Source organism: Bradyrhizobium sp. MI1.3 (genome assembly GCF_055811695.1).
The window spans coordinates 37,276-55,835 of record NZ_JBVVPQ010000050.1; the positions used below are offsets into that span (position 1 = coordinate 37,276).

An 18,560-nucleotide genomic window follows, 5' to 3' on the forward strand; every position below is an offset into this window, starting at 1 on the left:
TCAAGTAATGCCGTTCAAGATCATCGCGTCGCAATGCACGGGCTGTTCGGCGTGCGAAACGCAATGCCCGAACCTCGCTATTTCCGAGCGAGCCGGCGTTTTCCTGATTGATCCTGAGAAATGCACCGAGTGCGCCGGCTACTTTGACGAGCCACAATGCGTGGCGGTTTGCCCCGTTGACAATACATGCGTGCTCGACGCGGCGCTGCCGCGTCACCAGGAGCCTACTTGAGCGCCACGTTGGATGTCATGACGACACTAGCGGTTCAGAAACTCGGGCGGTTGATGCTCCGCATTGACGGGCGGCGGCCGCGGCTGTGCGAGACGTTGTATCGAACTGTGGAACGGGGACGACAGCATGAGCAACATCGCCCGCGATAGTGAGATCGTCGAGCTGACGGACGCCCCCTTGTTTGACTATGGCGACAAGGTGCGGGCCAACCGCACCATCCGCAACGACGGCACTTATGTGGGCAAGGAGATTGGTGAGGTTCTGGTCAAGAAAGGTGAGCTTGGCTATGTCGTCTCGATCGGCACGTTCCTACAACAATTTTATGTCTATGGGGTCGAATTCCTCGGCTCCGGCTATCGCGTCGGCATGAAAGGCAAGGAGCTCGATCTAGTCAGGCGAAGCCGCGAAGGCGAGGAGCCTTCCTTGCCAGGAGCGGCATCCCGATGATCGAACCAAGACTGCCAAGATACCAGTCAGGCCAACGTGTCAAGGCGGCGATAGATCTGCTCAATGACGGTTCCTTTCCGGACGCGTCGCCGGAAGAGTGTCTAGTCAGCGTCGGGCACGTTGGTGAGATCGTCCAGATCGGTCGCCATACGGACGCGAACCTATTCATTTATATGGTCGACTTCGGCAAGCAGTTGGTGGTTGGCTGCATCGAGGCAGAAATTTCTGCAGTCTAGGAGGTTGCGCAATGAACGCGGCAATCATCAGAAGACATCATTCCGGCTTGCCTGCGCATCCCAACGAGCTCGACCGATGGCGAATCGTGCGCGCACTCACGAAGCGCGAGCGCTACCGATATGTCTCGCCAGAGGTGACTGCGGTTCCTGGCGGCTATCTGGTCGAGAGCCCGTGTTGCTCAGGCAATATCAATGCGGAGGGCGGCCTGGTCGAGATCGCGCTGCTGCGCCACGACAGGACTGGGGCGGCATGGCAGCTGTTCCGCAAAGATCACGGTAAGGGCGTCTGGGAGTGGCATTCGACCCATCAACGGCTTGGCTTGGCGACAACGGTTCTGAATGCCGATCCTGAACGTTTATTCTGGCGATGAGGATTTGTGGATGGTGTGCCAAGGTGAATTGACCATGATTGAGCAGACGCTCGCCGCTATTGACACAGGCTCTGAGCCCTGCCTGACGCTCCGGCAGAAATTTCCACATCTTGCCTGGATTTGTTGCGACGCCTCCGACATGACGCACACTCCGTTCCGCCGGTTTGGCCAGTTCGACCTGCATTTACTCGACCGCGGAGATCAATGTGCGCAGATCACGAATGATCCGCGGCGCGCCAGCGGCATTGTGCTGGCCAAGCGCTCTGCCATGTCATGATCAAGCAATCGCTGCCGGTGCCAGGCTCACAGGGCGCTAGGCCCGCGGGTTTTTTGCCATGCCGTCGTGCCCGGCCTGGCGAAATATCACGATCAGGTCGCTCGCTCGTTCATCGGGTCCATGACACGGGGCAGGCGATGGTCTCGCATCTTGTTCGCTGAGGATGGCATTTCCTGGCTATCTCTACGTGGCCCCTTCGATCAAGAACACTGCGGCGGTCAAATGAGGAAGAGCAAGCCGTGCTCGGTCAGCTGACGAAGAAAACCTCATCCGTCGCAGGATGTCCGCAGAACCGAGCAGGTATGAGAGGACGTTTATTCTTCGCGCGGTAACGCCGTACACTCGTGAAGGCCGGTTCATCATGCGCGGGAGCACAACGATCGTCCTGGCCGATCCAGCGAGCGCTTTCGAGTTGTTGTTTGAAGGACCGAATCGAGCATCCCTGTCTCGATAGCTTGCTTCCATGTTGAACCGCCTGGCGCGCGTCGGGAATCGGGTTGGTCACGCGGATAAAGATACAGAAGGACAGAGAACAAATTCGCGTGTAGTTCATGTTCTTATCTGGAAGATAAAAGCCCGCTTGAATAGTTGCCGATGGTCATTGATATGGTAATGGGAAGCGGTTGCGTCGTTTTTCAAAAACAAGGCGCTGCAGATAGATGTGCAAAGCGAAATCGGAGAACATGACGTGGCGAAAAGCACCAAGCGCAAAGAATATAGTAAGGACGAGGTCAAGCTGCTCAAGGCGCACTCAAGGGCCCGCACCCCTGTAGCTAGGGTTTCAAAGCTTATGAAGCGATCCGAAGGCTCCCTAAGGCAGAAAGCGTCCACCTTGGGGATTGGCTTGGGTCACCAGCGCTGAGATGGGATCAAGCTTCGGAAATCGACCGGTGTGATGATCGAGACCGTCAGGCGGCGTGCGATTACTGGCCAGTTGGTCGTCTCAGGCTCGGCGCCGACGGTTGGGTCGCGCGGCGAACGAGCTGACCGGCTTCTCCGTCGATCCGGTTACTTGACCTAAACCCGACCGATTGTCGTGTTCAATCAGCGACTCAAGCGAATCGCTCGTCGCAACGTGCTGCTTAGGCGCTGAATATAGATTTGCCGGGCCCGGAAAATACGTTGTGCGAGCGCGTCGATCGACGGCAGGCACACGTCGTTCGCGGCTAAGCCATCTGCCGCTGCGTCCATCCTTCTCAAGGCGCGGCGACTGAAACCTAGAATGCCCCAAGCGGGAGAGATTGGTACCCTGTTTCCGACCCCGTGGGCGCTGGATCGCCCCCTTGAAGTTGCATGCCGGTAAGCCGCAGACAAAAGAGAACCGCGGTCCGGCCTACGACGAAGTATAAGGAACTCCGGCGGGAGATGTGCGTCCGGCAGGCGTAGAAGCGTACAAGCGTACAAGCGTTTGTATGTTCATGGGCAGCCGCGCTGGCATCCGCTTGTGTTCGAGATGATGTGAGGTGAGCGAAGCGGCCGTGAACGCTGTTCATCGTCGTGATCGACACCGTGGATATCGCCGCCGCGACTGCCGCGCGAATATCGCGGCGGCGGCGTCAGAGTTCATGACCGGTAAAGAGACCTGAATTGCGGGTCGCACGCGCTAGCAGTGTTTGCGGCAGCATCGTCTCACCTGACCTCATCGAAGAACGATTGCGTCTGACGTCCCGCGGCCGGAACGCTCGTCCAACTGCACGATCGATATGTTGCCTCAGGCAATTTTAAGCGTGTCGCCGCCGATTTCGCGGTTGCAAGGGCAGAGCTCATCAGTCTGTATCGCATCCAGAACGCGTAACGTGTCGGTGGGGCTGCGGCCGACATTGAGGCTAGTCGCATAGACATGCTGGATCGTGTTCTCAGGATCGACGATGAAGGTATAGCGATGTGCGATGCCATCACGCGAGCGCACTCCAAGGCCATCGACCAGTGCGCCCTTGGTGTCGGCAAACTGCCAGATGGATAGACGGTGCAGGTCCTTATGGTCACGCCGCCAGGCGAGCTTGCAAAACTCGTTATCGGTCGACCCACCAAGCACGATTGCGTCGCGACCGGCGAAATCCTTCGTCAGGCGGGCAAACTCGGCGATTTCGGTCGGGCAGACGAATGTGAAATCCTTCGGGTAAAAGAAGATGACTTTCCATTTTCCGGGGAAACTTCTCTCAGTCAGCGTCTCGAAAGCGCTTTGCCCATCCTCCTCCTGCAGGTGAAAGCCGGGCTTCACGCCTATGATGTCGAACGGCGGCAACTTACTTCCAATTCCAAGCATATTGTCCTCACAACATCGGGTCACACGGAACATCGTTCCACGACTGAGCAAGCAATATGCCACCCGATCTGGCGGCAAGTGCCCGCCATGCCCGTCGTGGAACATTCGCCTTTGATGGTGGCGATGTCCTCGAGCCCGATCTGCAACATGTCGTCTCCTCAATTGTCTCGGGCGTAAGGCGCGGGATTTCCCGTTTGTGCTCCTTGGCCGGCGCTCGCAGTGGAATCCGAGCGCCGAGGCTTTGTCGGGTTTCTGTCAGAGCCCTTGCGGCTGTCCGGTCCGCCACAGCACGCCGGCGTCCGAGGCCACGCTGTTAGTCGAGGGTGATCAGAGGCTTAATGCAGGTGCGAAGGAAATGGCACGCCAGTTGCTAACTGGATGGAGCAACAACGAGCGAGGGCTGAGGGCACGCCGACGCTGATGGCGAGCGATGGCCTCCTTCCCGAAACTCGTGTGCCCATGGTTTCTACGAGAGAAACAGGCTCGCGCATTCGGCGCGAAAAAATTAGCAATCGGTTGATGGAGAGCAACATGTCTTCGCTGAGACAAATCGCGTTTTATGGCAAGGGTGGCATCGGCAAATCGACGACGTCGCAAAATACGCTGGCGGCCCTTGCTGAGCTGGGCCAAAGGATTCTGATCGTCGGCTGCGATCCCAAAGCGGACTCGACTCGCCTCATCCTGCACGCCAAAGCGCAAGACACCATTCTGAGCCTGGCGGCGAATGCCGGCAGCGTCGAGGACCTCGAAATCGAGGACGTCATCAAGCTCGGCTACAGGGACATTCGATGCGTCGAGTCCGGTGGTCCGGAGCCGGGGGTCGGCTGCGCCGGACGGGGCGTGATAACGTCCATCAACTTTCTGGAAGAGAATGGCGCTTATGAGGACATCGACTACGTCTCTTACGACGTGCTCGGCGACGTCGTCTGCGGCGGCTTCGCGATGCCTATCCGTGAGAATAAGGCACAGGAAATCTACATCGTGATGTCCGGCGAGATGATGGCGATGTATGCCGCCAACAACATCTCCAAGGGTATTCTGAAGTATGCGAATTCCGGCGGCGTGCGTCTCGGCGGGCTGATCTGCAACGAGCGGCAGACCGACAAGGAGCTGGAGCTTGCCGATGCTCTTGCCAAGAAGCTCGGTAGCCGGCTGATCTACTTCGTGCCGCGCGACAATGTCGTGCAGCACGCGGAGCTGCGCCGAATGACGGTGCTGGAATACGCGCCGGACTCGAAGCAGGCGGATCACTATCGCAATCTCGCGACCAAGATCCACAATAATGCCGGACAAGGCGCTATCCCGACGCCAATCAGCATGGACGAGCTCGAAGATATGCTCATGGAGCACGGCATCATCAAGCCCGTCGACGAGAGCCAGGTCGGCAAGACCGCTGCCGAGCTCGCCGCTATTTCGGCATAGTTCATGTTGTCGGCCTTCTCGATCCGGGAAGGCCGACATCGTCCACTCAGAAGCTGTGCGAAAGTTATGATCGGCACACAAGGAAAAACAGCCGACACGATCTCATCTCGCGTATCGGTAGCTCACGCCGCCGAGCAGCGCGACGCGAGTGAGCTCTACCAGCTTCTGACCGGGCGCCATCCGGCAGAAGTCGACATCAGCGACAATGATGACTTCGATCACCATGTGCTCGCTTGCATTCTGGCCACATCAGCCATGGATGGCGGCCAACTTCCCGAGCGGGCTGGCTTGACCAACCAGGAGCTCAATGCGCTGTTGGTGCAATACTTCCCATCCACCCCGGTCAGGAGCTGTACCTGGCGCGATCAGTCCGCCTTACCGGCGCCTGACGAGACAGTTATGATACGCGACCTCCTGCTTGCGCAACGTTCCACTCATGGCGAGGTTGGCGGCTGGCTCGCGACGATGATCGCGCGGCGCGCCATGGAGCCTAATCACTTGTGGGAAGATCTCGGTCTGCGGAAGCGGGATGAATTGTCCCGTGTCCTCATGCGCCATTTCAGGCCGCTGGCGGCTCGCAATACGAAGAACATGCGCTGGAAGCGCTTCTTCTATCGCATGCTATGCGAAGATGACGGCCTGGTGATGTGTACCACGCCGGTCTGCACGGAATGCAATGATTTTGATCTTTGCTTCGGCGAAGAGAGCGGGGAGAGCCGGATGGCCGGACGTCGGCGGGATCATCTGCGCCGCCTTGATGACACCGTCCAAGCCGTCCCAAGCTTGAAAAGCTGAGTTCATTATTGATACCCCTCTTTGGCGCCATTGCGGGTATATCCTACGAGCTTTCGGCCACCTGTCGCATGGGGTGAAAACAGACCGGGGCAAACGATTGCGCGTACCCGACCCACGGGCCGAGGCGGCGTCTGATGATCGCGGGTTGATATCTGGCGGAGCCGACAACGCGCCGCTGAAGGAAGTTGCCGTCGCACTCAGACAGCTCTGTTGCGTTGATACCGGCGTGCTGCTATCCGAACTGGGAAAAAGTCGCGGTCGTCGTTGCAGCCGCTGCGTCCCGTACCGTCCCGCTCAACAAGGCGATTGTCAACGAGCATGTCTTACCAACGAATCCGGCATCCACGTCCACGGGCTGCTAAAGGACCTGGCGCAGCTACGAAGGGCTAGACCCGGGGCTGCTCGAGCGCTCCCCCCGGATTATGATCGGCAAGCATTCAGGATTCGCCGCGATTACCTTGCTGCTATCGTGCAACTTTCTTTCGGCGCCGAGCAAAGCGAAACCATCCCCGCGCCCGTCCGCAAGCATGCCATCGAGCACCAAGGTCTGGTTGCGCAGGAAACGGTGGTGGCGATTTGGCGCGACATTCACGAGAGCTCGCTCGTCAACAGCGAATCAGCCACGCGCGTCGCGCGATCGGTTGAAACATTCCAGCCTGGTCGTTTCTGGGCGCGGATCGAGATGGAGGTTGAGAATGACGACGGATGGGATCCTTGCGCGATTGAACAAGGCCTCGGCGGCAGAGGATTTTTTTGCACTGCTCGGCGTCGAGTACGATGCGAAAATCGTCGATGTGGCGCGGCTTCACATACTGCGTCGCATGGGCCAATATCTCGCAGGCGAGGAGTTGACTGGTGCATCTGATCCTGAGATCACCGCGCGTTGCAAGACCACGCTTGAGCGCGCCTATGCCGACTTCGTCACGTCCTCCCCGATCGAACAGCGCGTATTCAAGGTGCTGAAGGATGCGACCGCACCACGAGCGAACATGCATCCCGCATTGGTCCAGCTCGATTTGTTGGAGTGAATTGAGCTTATATGTCGTGCTCTGGACCGTGAAGGTCCCGAGAGCCTGACAGCAAGCCATGGCTTCGAATTCAAGCGGAAAGCTGCAGTTGCGGCCTCGCGGATCCGCAGTTCATCACAACGGCTCCTTAGGGGCCAATCACGACTCGCCGCCGATATTTCCATCCTTTCGAGCTGGTACGCAGGTGTGCCTATCTCCTGCAATCATGCGCCGGCAGCGGGACCGCGCATGTTGCGCGGAAAACTCAGCAAGGTTCAGATGAGTGTCTTCTGTCGCATTCCGGACACGGGTCAGTACGGTCTCGAATGTTTCGACCTCGTGAGAGGCCGCCAATCCGACTTACTTCTTCAGTAAGATTTGAAATAGCGGCCAATTTTCATCGCCTGCGCAATTGGTACGACAATTGCTGACATATGCTCAGCTAGTTTGGAGCAGCGCATGCACGTCTTGGTTCGCATCGATTTTATTTTTGACGCCGCGCAGGTTCGCGCGCGCTGCCTGCCGGCACCATAATGCGTCGCGGCGCCAAAGCGATGGTCGCATACCTGGCTGAGCTGAAAGGTGCGTTTGATTCGTGCGCCCCCGTTGGCCGATCCCTGGCCGAGGTTTCGCGGGGAGAGCCGTTGCTCAACAGCGCCGGCCGTGCGGCGCTGTTGACCGGGCGCCTTGAGCGCCGCCCCTCCTGTCCTCGCCAGGAGTTGCGGGCCTGTCGCTATGATCGGCAAGAAACAAGCGCACTCGGAGCAATGAGATCGCGCTTCCACCGGCAACGACGCGGCCGACAATCGTACCAGCCGAGCCCCTCGCAGGTCCTTGATCTGTTGCACCTCGGTTGCATCTCTAAGATGAGGAGGACCAATCGATCGGCACGCCTGACCGGCCCGGTCGGTGCCTTAGGAGTGCCGGGAACCAAACCGTCGTCCCAGAATGCCGCATCCGGAACGAACCGGAAGCGCGTGCTTCCGGGCTCGTCGTCAAGGTCCAGCAACGGCTGTATCGGCCCCACGCTGCTGCCAGGCCGTGCTGACGCGATGCCGGCCGGCATCCGGCCCGACGCTTAACTGAAGAAATCTTCAAGCGCAAATTCCAACCTGGAGGCGGAGCATGCGCCGCTGGCGAGCCGCTACTGAATGCGAATGGGAGTACAGATGATGAGCACCGCACCGAAAAGTGCAGCTCCGGCCGCGGGTGGTGGTCGCGCGGCGACCAAGAGGGAACTGCCCGAGCGATTTAAGCCGTATAAGCACGTCTGGGTTTTCATCGAGCAGGAACGCGGGGTTGTGCACCCCGTCTCATGGGAGCTGATGGGGGCCGGCCGCCGGCTCGCCGACAAGCTCAATGTTGACCTCGCCGCGGTTGTCATCGGCCCGGTCGGGGAGACAACGCAGCAGGCGGTCGCCGAATCCTTCTGCTACGGCGCCGACCTCGCCTATATCGTCGCGGACAATCTCTTGGCCGATTATCGCAACCAGTCCTATACGAAAGCCCTGTCAGAGCTGGTCAACACTTATAAGCCGGAAATCCTACTCCTAGGGGCAACAACACTCGGCCGCGATCTCGCCGGCTCAGTGGCCACCACATTGCTCACCGGCCTAACTGCGGACTGCACCGAGCTCGATGTCGATGCCGACGGCTCGCTTGCGGCGACCCGGCCGACGTTTGGCGGCTCACTGTTGTGCACGATCTACACACTCAACTATCGTCCACAGATGGCAACCGTCCGTCCGCGCGTGATGCCGATGCCCGAGCGCGTGACAGGCGCCGTCTCGCGCGTCATCTCGCATCCGCTCGGGCTTGTAGAAGAAGATATCGTCACAAAGGTCCTGTCCTTCCTGCCAGACCGCGATTCTGCAAAGTCCAACCTTGCCTATGCCGACGTGGTCGTCGCTGGAGGGCTCGGTCTGGGATCGCCTGAAAATTTCCAACTTGTACACCAGCTCGCGGACGTGCTTGGCGCCGAATATGGCTGCTCGCGGCCGCTGGTCCAGAAGGGCTGGGCCACCTCGGACCGACAAATCGGCCAGACCGGGAAAACCATCCGGCCAAAGCTCTATATCGCGGCCGGCATTTCCGGCGCTATCCAGCATCGCGTCGGCGTGGAGGGCGGCGACCTCATCGTTGCCATCAACACTGACAAGAACGCTCCGATCTTCGACTTTGCCCATATCGGCATCGTCACCGACGCCATTCGACTGTTGCCGGCATTGACCTCTGCATTCCGCGCGCAGCTATCGCCGCACTCGCACGACCGCATCGCTGGCTAGGGGAGCTTGTTATGATTCAGGAAAGATTCGACGCCATCGTCGTCGGTGCTGGCATGGGCGGGAACGCGGCGGCGCTTACAATGGCCGAGCGGGGTCTGAAAGTGCTGCAGCTGGAACGCGGCGAGTATTCCGGGTCGAAGAACGTGCAAGGGGCCATCCTTTATGCCGATATGCTGGAGAAGCTGATCCCGAATTTCCGAGAAGATGCGCCGCTTGAGCGGCATCTAGTCGAGCAACGCTTCTGGATCGTGGACGAGCGTTCGCACACCGGGATTCACTATCGATCCGATGATTTCAACGAGGAGAAGCCGAACCGCTACACCATCATCCGTGCCCAGTTCGATAAATGGTTCTCCCAGAAGGTCCGCGAGGCCGGCGCTACGGTGCTGTGCGAGACCACGGTGACCGAGCTCCTCCAGGATTCCCATGGCAGGGTCGTCGGGGTGCGCACAGACCGCGATGGGGGTGAAATCCATGCAGATGTTGTCGTGCTGGCCGAGGGGGTGAACGGAGTGCTCGGGACGGGTGCGGGCTTAAGAGGGCGGCCGAAACCGGACAAGGTCGCACTCGCGGTTAAGGAGATGCATTTTTTGTCGCGTGAGACAATCGATGCTCGCTTCAATCTCAAAGGCGACGAGGGGCTCGTCATCGAAGCGGCAGGAACCATCTCCCGCGGCATGACCGGTATGGGCTTCATCTATTCCAATAAGGAATGCATCTCGCTCGGTATTGGCTGTCTTGTTGCCGACTTCCAGCGTACCGGCGAGACACCTTACGGCCTGCTCGAGGGTTTCAAGCGTCACCCCTCCGTCGCGCCGCTCATCGAAGGTTCGGAAGTCAAGGAATATTCTGCGCACTTGATACCCGAAGGAGGGTACAGGGCGATCCCGCAGCTTTGCGGGGAGGGCTGGGTGGTCGTCGGAGACGCCGCCCAGCTTAACAACGCGATCCATCGCGAGGGGTCCAATTTGGCGATGACGTCGGGCCGTATCGCGGCGGAAGCGATCTGCCTTATCAGATCGCGAAAAGATCCGATGACGGCCAAAAATCTTTCACTTTACAAGAAAATGCTAACTGATTCTTTCGTGATCAAGGACCTGAAAAAGTACAAGGATATGCCGGCACTCATGCATACCCACTCGCAGAACTTCTTTCTCACATATCCGCAGCTCTTCTCCAGGGCGATGCAGGATTACGTGCGCGTCGACGGCACACCAAAGCTCGAGAAAGAGAAGCTGATGCTGAGCTCATTCATCAAGGCGCGGTCTTGGAGTGGGCTGTTTAGCGATGCCCTGCGCATTGCCCGGGCCTGGCGGTGATCCAAACCTAAGACAACGACGAACGACGGAGCCAGAAACAATGCCGAGCGAGCCATCCCAACGTGTCGAGGATAAACTATTCTACAACCGTTATCTTGTCGATTCCGGCCGTGCCCATATCAAGGTGCGTCCGCACACCACGCCATCCTCGCGGCTCTTGTCGATGTTGAAGGCCTGTCCTGCACGGTGCTACGAGCTCAGCGATAAAGGTCATGTTGAGGTGACAGTCGACGGGTGTATCGAATGCGGCACCTGCAGGGTGATCTGCGAAGAAAGTGGTGATATCAAGTGGAGTTACCCACGCGGCGGTTACGGTGTCCTATTCAAGTTCGGTTAAAACTTCGGGTGAGAGCCCTGCCACGGCGGCTACGTCGTTCTCGCGATGCAACTAAATCACGCGTGAAATCGGCTTTAACCCGGTCACGTTCAACCGGTGTCCCAATCTTTCCATCTACCCGGCGGGCCCTTGCATGTGGACAAACGCAGTTTTCGGTTTCCGCTATAATATTCCCGAAGATAGCCAAAGCGAGCGGATCCGAAGCAAGGGTGCAAACGCAACGTCGTCCGTCTCGGATCTGGTCCACGGTCTGGTTGTCTTCCGGAATATCTGGCCGGTTTCGTCCTCCCTGGAAGGTTGGCGGTGATCCGCCCGCCGCCACCGGCTCGCTGCCTATCACCTACTGACGGAATGTTGGAAGCAGGCCTTCGCTCGCCGTAGCCACGACCCGACAACATGCCATCCCGCGCCTTGTAGACTAGAAAAGCACGAGCGCATCACGAAAATAGCGCATTCTGAGTCCTTCGCGCGACCGCCGGTTCCGCGTTCGTCAGGCGGACTGCGCGCATGCACCACACAACTTTGCACTTCCATTCCGCTGTATCGCCGGGATATATCGTCCGCCGGAGAGCATGACGATGGTTCGGGTACAAAAGAGCAGGGCAGGAGCTAACGCGTGGCGAGCAGATGCAGGGCGTGAGAGTTCGATTGGCGACATCCAGGCTCGCATAGTCGTACTGAGAAGCTTGCCGCGCGAGAAGCTCGCGGATGCGGCGTTCATGCTCTCGATGAATGCACGAACCCAGCGCGAGTTGATACGAGAGGCAATCGAGAAGCGCGCCGCGGTCGAGTTGGACTTTGATCCGCCGGCGAAAGGGGATTTGGCGACCTATCTCGCCAATGATGTGGTCTCGACCTTACGCGACCACGTTGCTGAACTTCCGACCTTGATGGACCTCTTGGTTCAGCGAGCGCCTGACGTCGGCTTCCGTCCATCGGGAGGAGGCCGTTTCGCTGCTCGCCGCAATCGTTCGCGAACAGCGGCTCGAAGGAGTCCTTGAAGGCCTCAGGCTCGCCGGCCTTCTGAACGAGCCAGCTAAGCATCGCCATGGCGGGTTCTGTTCAGAAGTGGATTTGGGGGAAGTTGCCGCCCGCACGTGAGTGGCGAGGGCGCTTTGAGGACAATCCCTGCAGATGGAATGTCTACAGGCAACAGCGACGTCGGATATCTCGGCGCCTGCTTGCGAGGTCAAAACCGCTTGAAATTCGCGGCGCAGTTCCTTGTCGTCCGTTTATCGCTGACGCGGAGCTGCCATGCACGCTCCATGGCAGTCCCGAGCGCGTATAGCTCGGCGACCGTCGCGTTAGTCAACCCGAGGACCGCGGTTCGGAGCTTTCATGTTCAGTTGTAGCACGCTCGGTGCGCTGCGCTCCTCGATCCTGGAGCCTTTCGCTAACAGCCAAGCAAGGGAAATCACCGAAGGAGACGTCGACCGAGCCGCGGCGATGTGTCAAAGCGGCGAAAGGCGATCGCTCATAGCGAGGCGCTCTGGTGAAATCGACCATCCTTGTTCCGGTCATCACTGGCCGCGCGCTGGCGAACGACGGGGGAAGGGCAAGTATTCCGCGAGCTACTCGGCAACAGCGGACAAGCTCAGTGGCGGTCCGCCGCAAACTGACAAAGGGTCTTCTCGGGTCACGCTGGATCGTCGGGGTGAACGCTCTGCCGCGCGTCTGCCATACACTCATGATCGTTGATCGATTTCCGGAGAATTGCGCCGGAAGTCGCGTCGCCTATTTGCTGGGTCGCGAGCCGCACCGGGATTTCGTCGAACCTCGCGTGCACGAGCACGGCGAAGGCTTGGCCAAAACACGCCGCCGCGTGCGCCGAACAGCGTGTTCCGCGCAACTACCGGGCCTGATACGTTAGTAGGCCCGCTCAGACGCCAGGAAAGCGCCTCGCGTGCTGTGACCAGCCGCACTTCACTGAGCTGCTGCAATAGTCTGACCGCATCCGATCGCAACTTCCATCGCGATCAGCACGACTATAACCCTCCAGACGCAGCGAGCGCCGTGTCCCGATGATGCCCGTCGGCGCGTTGGCCGTTCCGGAGATGGCCCGCAGTTTGCGCTGGAGCATCTCAAGCCGCTCCTTCAATTCGTATCCGTCTTTCAGGCGCGAATAGAGCCGCTCCAGCGCCGGCTTGCCCCAGAGTGCGTCGGGCTTCTCGGCAATGGCTGCGCGGCCCGCCACACGCTGCTGGACCAGGAGCGCATCGCCGATCAGCTGGAGAATGCCCTTGGGTCCTCGCGCGGTCGGCCGCGCTCGGCTAGTTCGCGTGCAAAGGGTGTCTTCGCGCCGGCGGCCGCAGGATTTCCGATTCAAGGAGGGAGGTAGAACGATTGTTCGAAACGGCACAGGTTGAGCAAAGACGGGGCACCCATGTGTGTCCAATTTCATCCAGAGTATGTCAGCTAACTCACACGGCGAGCCTTGCGGGGACGGAACGTTTCAATGCGCAATCAGAGGCTTAAGCGCGGTGGCGCGGGTGGCATAGCTGTTGCTATCGAAGTCCCGCAGGCCGAGCGGAGGCTATGTCCACACCCGGTCCGACATGGCGGAAGCAGGACGTTAGCGGTCGACCCAGGTGCGGAAACTGAAATGCCGTTTCGAGCGGTCTCCACACAAGGCCCGAGTAAAAAGGCAAGAGGGACCTGGACCATGCATATCGAACCGGGAATAGTAACAGGCGCCAAGCTTGTGTTGAGCTACGCCATAGGCCTTGCGACGTGCTGCGTCGCCGCCAAGCTTCTGGTCGAGGCTATGCGCGAGCGGGGCGCTCTCTCATTTGCCCTGCAAGCCATCGCCGCGACGCTTGTGTTCATGTTCTTCGAGATCCTGCCGCACTTTGCGGTTGGCGTCTCCGAGGTGCGCTTCGTCCCCGGCTCGATGCTGTTTCTGTTGTTCGGCGCGGCGGCGGCTGCGTTTGGTCTTGCGCTCGGCCTGTTGCTGGAAAACATACTCTTTGTTCCGGCCGACCTGCCGCAATTTGGTATGAATGCCACGACGCTTCTGGTGCCGTTGTTTGCGATGCAGGCGCTCGCCAGTCGGCTCATCCCGTCCAACACCGCGCATCGCGATCTGCAGTACAGCAAGGCGCTTGCCCTCTCGACGGCGTATCAGTCTGGTATCGTTGTCTGCGTCACGTTTTGGGCCCTCTACGGCGCCGGCTTCGGCGCCGCCAATCTCTATAACATCGCGTGGTTCGGGGTTTCCTACGCACTTATGTCCCTGGTCCAGCTAGAGGTTGAGATGGCTGTGCTGGCGCTCGCGAAACAAGTTGGGCGGCGTGACTGCGGGCGGAGTTGTCGCCAACCGCCTGTAGAAGGCATGTTGCCGTTGATAACAACGATGGCCGTCGGAGCGCCCGTTTTGCTCAAGCGATGCATACGCTTTCCCTTACAGTTGCCGTGAGCAGCGACCGCGGACGGCGCGTGCTTGCTGCTATCGGTGCCAGAAAGGCGGCCGAGCTTATGCTCATTTCGGACAAGGCCACCGGGAAATCTTATCACGCCGACTTGCGGCCGGCCGTCTGCGCCTGCCTCGTCGCTAATCAGCGGACGCGCACGACGGAGTGCGTCCTGCCGGTGCGCGATGCAGCCGAGGCGGACTGCCGCAATGACGTGGAGCACGGGCCCGATTCGCTCAGCGCAGCAGCCGGGTCGCACAGCATCGGGGGCGAGGTTGGAGGTGAGGGGAGGGGTGCGCTGCTGATTCAGGAGGAATCATCTGTCGAGCGGTCTTACCTACGGAACATTAGCACTGCTGCGATCGAGCGCCTTTGGCCACTTGGCAGCGCTCTGCTGCGCTCGTCGGGAATGGTTGCGGTCCGACGAACAAAATCGCCATGCCAGGCTTGATCGTGGTGTTGACCATGCTCGCACTGTTCGGCATCGTCCTGGCCGGCGGGCTGACGGGGCCGGCAAAGGTCATCAGCACCGACACCCTTGAAATCAACAGAACACGCGTTCGACTCTGGGGCATTGACGCGCCGGATGAGACCCAAATGTGCCGAGATATCAAGGGCAATCCATATCAATGTGGCCTCAGGGCCGCGCGCGATCTTGAAAGCTTCGTTGAAGATCGCGAAGTCAGTTGCGTGCCAGTCCTGGAGGATGAGTGTGGACGGACGACAGCGACCTGTTCAGCTGGTGGCACCGATATTGGAGAATGGTTGGTGCGCAACGGTCTCGTGCTCGATTGGAAGCAATACTCCAGGGGACGATACCATGCTGCGCAACGCGCGGCCGATCGTGCCGGGCTGGGCTTATGGGCGGGCAGCTTTGCCGTACCTTGGTTATATCGAGCCTGCATTCGGTTGGGTGGTCGACCAGCCAGCTGTTCTGACGACGCGAACGCACATCCTTGATGGCTACCCCCAACACCAGAATACGCGGTTGCTCCGCGTGAGGTGACAGTCACGGGCGAGCTGGCTCGATCGGGAGTGAGTCAAGCTCACCACTGCCGCCCAACCATGCTCAACGAGTAGGATGGTCTCGTACTCTTGGGCGGGATGGTCGGAAGCAGATGAAGACGCTCTGCCGATCATATCGTTCTGTGATGCATCTTCTCCCCTGCAGCTCCGTAGGGCAGACATCGTATGACTCGGGCAAGCGAACTTTCTTAGCCGGCGCCCCGGAGCATCAGCGGCATACCTGGGATCCATTACTGTTCTATTCGTATTCGCGAGTTCGGTGGCGAATTGTTCGTGCCGCTCCGCGTGGTACATCGGGCCAGACGCCATGGCCGTGGGCACGCCGGTTGCCGACGGGCGTATCGTCCTCACCATGGGCGTTCGCGTTGCGACACTGAGGCTAGCGGTCAACGGGTCTCGGCCCAGAGGGCCTGCATCGGCATCTGATTCACGGCGACTTTCTTCGGCCACAGTATCACCGGGGCCGTTGTCGGCGCAGCGCCCTCGGCGGTGCGCTGGAACGCGCCCAGCTCAATTGTCCATGTCGGACAATCACGGCGGCAAGTCTCCGATCCTTGCGGCGTTGACCTAGTGGGGTCAATGCTTTCGACGTTTTCGTCAGGACACGAGCTTCAGCCCGACAATGCCGGCCACGATCAGTCCGATGCTGGCAAAGCGAAACGCGGCGGCCGGCTCCCCGAACAGGATGATGCCGAGCGCCGCGGTGCCGACCGCGCCGATGCCGGTCCAGACCGCATAGGCAGTTCCAATGGGCAGCGTCTTCAGAGCGAGGCCGAGCAGGATCACGCTGCCAGCCATGGCCACGAGCGTGAGCACGGACGGGACGAGCTTGGTAAAGCCCTCGGTGTATTTGAGGCCAATTGCCCAGGCGACTTCCAGGAGGCCGGCGACCAACAAAATGCTCCAGGCCATGGCGACCTCCGTTCATGGCGGGGTCGTCCCCGCGGCCGATGTGATGATGAGCGGCAAGGCCGTCCTCGCCTGGGCTCCCGATTCGTTTCGATCAGTCAGGGTCAACTGCTCTCAAGGATGAGCATTCCGACCTCAGTGGCTCGGCGAATTCACATGTTCGACAAAGCAGAAAACCGTCCGCGCCGTTCATGCGACTGGCAATCTTGCCAAATGTCGCCCCTTCGAAAAGATCCTTGTGTCTGTCGCGGAGAAGGTTGCCCAGAACGTGCCGTCGCTCAAAATCCATGCAGCAGAAAGTAACGTCGCCGTTTGGGAGAAGAACATTCCGATATTGCCGTTCGTCAGGACATGTCAGCGCTCCAACGATTGGCTGTCGTGCTTCAACCATCCTAAGCTCGCCGCTCGCAGGCCTGCTGCGCGGGGGACGCGAGCGAACGAGCGCTTCGTCAGGTATTATGTCGACTAGTTCGGGATGCACCTCGCCCATGACTATGAAGAGCAGTGACGAAATGCCGGCATCAACAAGTTGACGCATCAAATCGACATAGTTGCGCCTGACGAGACCACTGTCCATATGCGTGCCGTCGTCAAAAACGTGCACCAGGAAACCGCGGAACTGCAACGCACGCAAGCGTCTTAGATCCCGCCCATTCATTCCTACGAGGGTTGTGAAAATCCGGATTCCATGGCCGCACGCGTAGGCATGCTCAACCATTTCGGTGCAAGCCGGATTGAGCCAAGGCTCCGAATACCCGGAAAAGCTGATGTCCACAGTTGCTGGTACGCGCGCCAGGCATCGCTTGAAATCTTGCAAAGAAAGATGCTTCACGTCGGATATAGCTCTTTGCCGTTCGGCGAACTTGTCCTGCGGGCAATAAGAACATCCGACGACACAGCCCGTTGTCGTGGTTACCTCCAAGACCCTGCCGCCACTAATTGCAGAGCGCAGCTCCTGTGCAGTCATCGATTGTATATTATCCACGTCCGCGCTCCGCCATTGGGAACAAAGAGATCTTGAGGGGGCACCCTCGCATTGCATCCCTCATGTCGGTTCGCTCATGCATCATCCTCGGTTCGTCGCCCATCACCGCAACACTTCACGGTCGCAAGCCGCGGCCGCGATAGATGAAGACAGCGCCGACGGCTCACTCACCCTAGCGCCCCCAGTCCAGCAGGATCCGGTGGCTGCCGAGTGCACATGCATCGACGGCGTCGATCTAACCTCTCGCTTGTTCCAACAAGCATCACTCATGCCATTGCCGGTATTGTCCATAAGCCGACACATCCGCGATAACTGTCTTCGCAATGGCACAACGGAGGCGCAACTGCGATCGAAAGCGTACAATATGACGCTATGTACGATTTAAGCTCTCTCGAAATGAGTTGAATCGCAGCCTTCCTATGAAATGTGAGGCCGTTGCCGCCGCCCCAAGGGCCAAGTCATCATCATCGACGTGCATCGGGATCGGCCGCGCGAAGTGCCGACTGGGAATGCACTTTGCCGCAGTCAACAGTGCGAATTCTTTACCACCACTTCATGCACCAAGTCGTGAATCTCAATAGTTGGAAACGCTATACGAGGGAACGGCGTCGTCATGCTCTTCGTGTGCTCGGGAGGGCGGCTGGATAAATATCCGGGCGCCAGGGCTACGGTCGGACTTGCGAGGCGTCTTCTCGATGATGGGTCCAGAACAGGAGTGGGGCCGCGCTGGCCTTGCGTACGAATGTTCCGCCCTACTGGCTTCCGACTTTTCTAAACCGCTGGAGCAAGTCGGCGGCGCTAGTAGGGCACGGGCGACTTCACCTATATCTACGGTATCGCGATGAGCAGTTTCACGGTTGGCTCGGGCGCGGTTCGCTCATCGTCTTTCACGGGGGATCAGTTCACCGACAACCTCATTGCGGTGTTCATCGGACAAAACTCGAGTGGCACGCGCAATTTCGCTTCGACTCCGAGCATCCTGCCGACCTTGATGCGCTTCTCGCTCGGTGTCGCGTACAACGACATCGTCAACCGACTTCGATATCCTTGGCTTCGCTTAAAAGCCTCTTTGTCTCGCCCAGTCGCTTGAAGTCAGGTTGAGCTGGTCCCGGTTGTCTGAACAGAATCTGCGCATCGATAAGTGGAGCGCGTCTGCCGCGGTTATGCTGCCAGGCGGAGCGGCAGCGAGGTGAAGTAGGCTTGATCGGGCGTGCTGCCGTCAAGACTCGAATGGGG

At 59.3% G+C, this 18,560-nt stretch carries 18 protein-coding genes and 2 pseudogenes; 15 read left to right on the forward strand and 5 right to left on the reverse strand.

Annotation, left to right across the window (positions count from 1 at the left end):
• The first annotated feature begins 7 nt into the window (after nucleotides 1–7).
• The 5 genes from AC0L3A_RS28735 to AC0L3A_RS28755 all read left to right on the forward strand — a co-directional run bounded on the left by AC0L3A_RS28735 (nucleotide 8) and on the right by AC0L3A_RS28755 (nucleotide 1,563).
• Nucleotides 8–232 carry a 4Fe-4S binding protein gene (locus tag AC0L3A_RS28735; protein WP_473255569.1) on the forward strand — a complete coding sequence of 75 codons (225 nt, stop codon included), beginning with the start codon at nucleotides 8–10 and terminating at the stop codon, nucleotides 230–232.
• Between the two features lie 126 nt (nucleotides 233–358).
• Nucleotides 359–679 (forward strand): nitrogen fixation protein NifZ, encoded by a 321-nt coding sequence (locus AC0L3A_RS28740; protein ID WP_473255570.1) that lies wholly within the window; start codon nucleotides 359–361, stop codon nucleotides 677–679.
• Nucleotides 676–915, forward strand: a complete 240-nt coding sequence (locus AC0L3A_RS28745; RefSeq protein WP_456766231.1) for a nitrogen fixation protein NifZ — start codon at nucleotides 676–678, stop codon at nucleotides 913–915. The genes AC0L3A_RS28740 and AC0L3A_RS28745 overlap by 4 nt, the downstream gene beginning before the upstream one ends.
• 11 nt (nucleotides 916–926) lie before the next feature.
• Nucleotides 927–1,286, forward strand: a complete 360-nt coding sequence (locus AC0L3A_RS28750; protein WP_456766230.1) for a DUF3024 domain-containing protein — start codon at nucleotides 927–929, stop codon at nucleotides 1,284–1,286.
• 10 nt (nucleotides 1,287–1,296) lie between these two features.
• Complete coding sequence (locus tag AC0L3A_RS28755) at nucleotides 1,297–1,563, forward strand: hypothetical protein (RefSeq protein ID WP_456769731.1); 267 nt, start codon at nucleotides 1,297–1,299, stop codon at nucleotides 1,561–1,563.
• 1,711 nt (nucleotides 1,564–3,274) lie between these two features.
• Here the strand turns inward: AC0L3A_RS28755 and AC0L3A_RS28760 are convergent.
• Nucleotides 3,275–3,829: a peroxiredoxin gene (locus AC0L3A_RS28760; RefSeq protein ID WP_456766229.1), complete on the reverse strand. Its 555-nt coding sequence runs from the start codon at nucleotides 3,827–3,829 to the stop codon at nucleotides 3,275–3,277.
• A 531-nt stretch (nucleotides 3,830–4,360) separates the two neighbouring features.
• On the opposite strand from AC0L3A_RS28760, the gene nifH reads away from it, so the two are divergent.
• The 8 genes and pseudogenes from nifH to AC0L3A_RS28800 all read left to right on the forward strand — a co-directional run bounded on the left by nifH (nucleotide 4,361) and on the right by AC0L3A_RS28800 (nucleotide 11,995).
• Nucleotides 4,361–5,251, forward strand: a complete 891-nt coding sequence (gene nifH, locus AC0L3A_RS28765; protein WP_007600043.1) for a nitrogenase iron protein — start codon at nucleotides 4,361–4,363, stop codon at nucleotides 5,249–5,251.
• Nucleotides 5,252–5,317: 66 nt separating this feature from the next.
• Nucleotides 5,318–6,046 carry a nitrogen fixation protein NifQ gene (locus AC0L3A_RS28770; RefSeq protein WP_473255579.1) on the forward strand — a complete coding sequence of 243 codons (729 nt, stop codon included), beginning with the start codon at nucleotides 5,318–5,320 and terminating at the stop codon, nucleotides 6,044–6,046.
• A gap of 160 nt (nucleotides 6,047–6,206) precedes the next feature.
• Nucleotides 6,207–6,635, forward strand: a pseudogene (locus AC0L3A_RS28775) (homocitrate synthase/isopropylmalate synthase family protein); the annotation flags it as partial.
• A gap of 106 nt (nucleotides 6,636–6,741) precedes the next feature.
• The gene (nifW, locus tag AC0L3A_RS28780; protein ID WP_473255571.1) at nucleotides 6,742–7,074 is read left to right on the forward strand and encodes a nitrogenase stabilizing/protective protein NifW; all 333 of its coding nucleotides are present in this window, start codon (nucleotides 6,742–6,744) and stop codon (nucleotides 7,072–7,074) included.
• Nucleotides 7,075–8,222: 1,148 nt separating this feature from the next.
• Entirely contained in the window at nucleotides 8,223–9,338 is a 1,116-nt protein-coding gene (locus AC0L3A_RS28785) for an electron transfer flavoprotein subunit alpha/FixB family protein (RefSeq protein ID WP_433994762.1), read from the forward strand.
• Nucleotides 9,339–9,349: 11 nt separating this feature from the next.
• A complete protein-coding gene (locus tag AC0L3A_RS28790) occupies nucleotides 9,350–10,657 on the forward strand; it encodes an FAD-binding protein (RefSeq protein ID WP_317245382.1) in 1,308 nt (435 codons plus the stop codon).
• Between the two features lie 40 nt (nucleotides 10,658–10,697).
• The gene (locus AC0L3A_RS28795) at nucleotides 10,698–10,994 is read left to right on the forward strand and encodes a ferredoxin family protein (RefSeq protein WP_473255572.1); all 297 of its coding nucleotides are present in this window, start codon (nucleotides 10,698–10,700) and stop codon (nucleotides 10,992–10,994) included.
• A 686-nt stretch (nucleotides 10,995–11,680) separates the two neighbouring features.
• A complete protein-coding gene (locus tag AC0L3A_RS28800; RefSeq protein WP_473255573.1) occupies nucleotides 11,681–11,995 on the forward strand; it encodes a hypothetical protein in 315 nt (104 codons plus the stop codon).
• A gap of 922 nt (nucleotides 11,996–12,917) precedes the next feature.
• Here the strand turns inward: AC0L3A_RS28800 and AC0L3A_RS28805 are convergent.
• A pseudogene (locus AC0L3A_RS28805) lies at nucleotides 12,918–13,283 on the reverse strand (RMD1 family protein); the annotation flags it as partial.
• Nucleotides 13,284–13,656: 373 nt separating this feature from the next.
• Here AC0L3A_RS28805 and AC0L3A_RS28810 point away from each other — a divergent pair.
• Nucleotides 13,657–14,409 (forward strand): energy-coupling factor ABC transporter permease, encoded by a 753-nt coding sequence (locus tag AC0L3A_RS28810; RefSeq protein ID WP_473255574.1) that lies wholly within the window; start codon nucleotides 13,657–13,659, stop codon nucleotides 14,407–14,409.
• Between the two features lie 433 nt (nucleotides 14,410–14,842).
• On the forward strand, nucleotides 14,843–15,364 hold the full coding sequence (locus tag AC0L3A_RS28815; RefSeq protein ID WP_473255575.1) for a thermonuclease family protein: 522 nt from the start codon (nucleotides 14,843–14,845) through the stop codon (nucleotides 15,362–15,364).
• A 663-nt stretch (nucleotides 15,365–16,027) separates the two neighbouring features.
• On the opposite strand, the gene sugE is transcribed toward AC0L3A_RS28815, so the two are convergent.
• The 3 genes from sugE to AC0L3A_RS28830 form a co-directional block, all read right to left on the reverse strand.
• Nucleotides 16,028–16,342 (reverse strand): quaternary ammonium compound efflux SMR transporter SugE, encoded by a 315-nt coding sequence (sugE, locus tag AC0L3A_RS28820; RefSeq protein WP_007600067.1) that lies wholly within the window; start codon nucleotides 16,340–16,342, stop codon nucleotides 16,028–16,030.
• 91 nt (nucleotides 16,343–16,433) lie between these two features.
• On the reverse strand, nucleotides 16,434–17,306 hold the full coding sequence (locus tag AC0L3A_RS28825) for a radical SAM/SPASM domain-containing protein (protein WP_245329445.1): 873 nt from the start codon (nucleotides 17,304–17,306) through the stop codon (nucleotides 16,434–16,436).
• A gap of 1,046 nt (nucleotides 17,307–18,352) precedes the next feature.
• A partial coding sequence (locus AC0L3A_RS28830) for a hypothetical protein (protein ID WP_473255576.1) occupies nucleotides 18,353–18,560 on the reverse strand: 208 nt, incomplete at its 5' end.

What these genes read in the sequence shown, in the direction of transcription:
- AC0L3A_RS28735 (WP_473255569.1), top strand. Translation starts at nt 8, where the DNA reads ATGCCGTTCAAGATCATCGCGTCGCAATGCACGGGCTGTTCGGCGTGC.
- AC0L3A_RS28740 (WP_473255570.1), top strand. Translation starts at nt 359, where the DNA reads ATGAGCAACATCGCCCGCGATAGTGAGATCGTCGAGCTGACGGACGCC.
- AC0L3A_RS28745 (WP_456766231.1), top strand. Translation starts at nt 676, where the DNA reads ATGATCGAACCAAGACTGCCAAGATACCAGTCAGGCCAACGTGTCAAG.
- AC0L3A_RS28750 (WP_456766230.1), top strand. Translation starts at nt 927, where the DNA reads ATGAACGCGGCAATCATCAGAAGACATCATTCCGGCTTGCCTGCGCAT.
- AC0L3A_RS28755 (WP_456769731.1), top strand. Translation starts at nt 1,297, where the DNA reads ATGGTGTGCCAAGGTGAATTGACCATGATTGAGCAGACGCTCGCCGCT.
- AC0L3A_RS28760 (WP_456766229.1), bottom strand. Translation starts at nt 3,829, where the DNA reads ATGCTTGGAATTGGAAGTAAGTTGCCGCCGTTCGACATCATAGGCGTG.
- nifH (WP_007600043.1), top strand. Translation starts at nt 4,361, where the DNA reads ATGTCTTCGCTGAGACAAATCGCGTTTTATGGCAAGGGTGGCATCGGC.
- AC0L3A_RS28770 (WP_473255579.1), top strand. Translation starts at nt 5,318, where the DNA reads ATGATCGGCACACAAGGAAAAACAGCCGACACGATCTCATCTCGCGTA.
- nifW (WP_473255571.1), top strand. Translation starts at nt 6,742, where the DNA reads ATGACGACGGATGGGATCCTTGCGCGATTGAACAAGGCCTCGGCGGCA.
- AC0L3A_RS28785 (WP_433994762.1), top strand. Translation starts at nt 8,223, where the DNA reads ATGATGAGCACCGCACCGAAAAGTGCAGCTCCGGCCGCGGGTGGTGGT.
- AC0L3A_RS28790 (WP_317245382.1), top strand. Translation starts at nt 9,350, where the DNA reads ATGATTCAGGAAAGATTCGACGCCATCGTCGTCGGTGCTGGCATGGGC.
- AC0L3A_RS28795 (WP_473255572.1), top strand. Translation starts at nt 10,698, where the DNA reads ATGCCGAGCGAGCCATCCCAACGTGTCGAGGATAAACTATTCTACAAC.
- AC0L3A_RS28810 (WP_473255574.1), top strand. Translation starts at nt 13,657, where the DNA reads ATGCATATCGAACCGGGAATAGTAACAGGCGCCAAGCTTGTGTTGAGC.
- AC0L3A_RS28815 (WP_473255575.1), top strand. Translation starts at nt 14,843, where the DNA reads ATGCCAGGCTTGATCGTGGTGTTGACCATGCTCGCACTGTTCGGCATC.
- sugE (WP_007600067.1), bottom strand. Translation starts at nt 16,342, where the DNA reads ATGGCCTGGAGCATTTTGTTGGTCGCCGGCCTCCTGGAAGTCGCCTGG.
- AC0L3A_RS28825 (WP_245329445.1), bottom strand. Translation starts at nt 17,306, where the DNA reads ATGACTGCACAGGAGCTGCGCTCTGCAATTAGTGGCGGCAGGGTCTTG.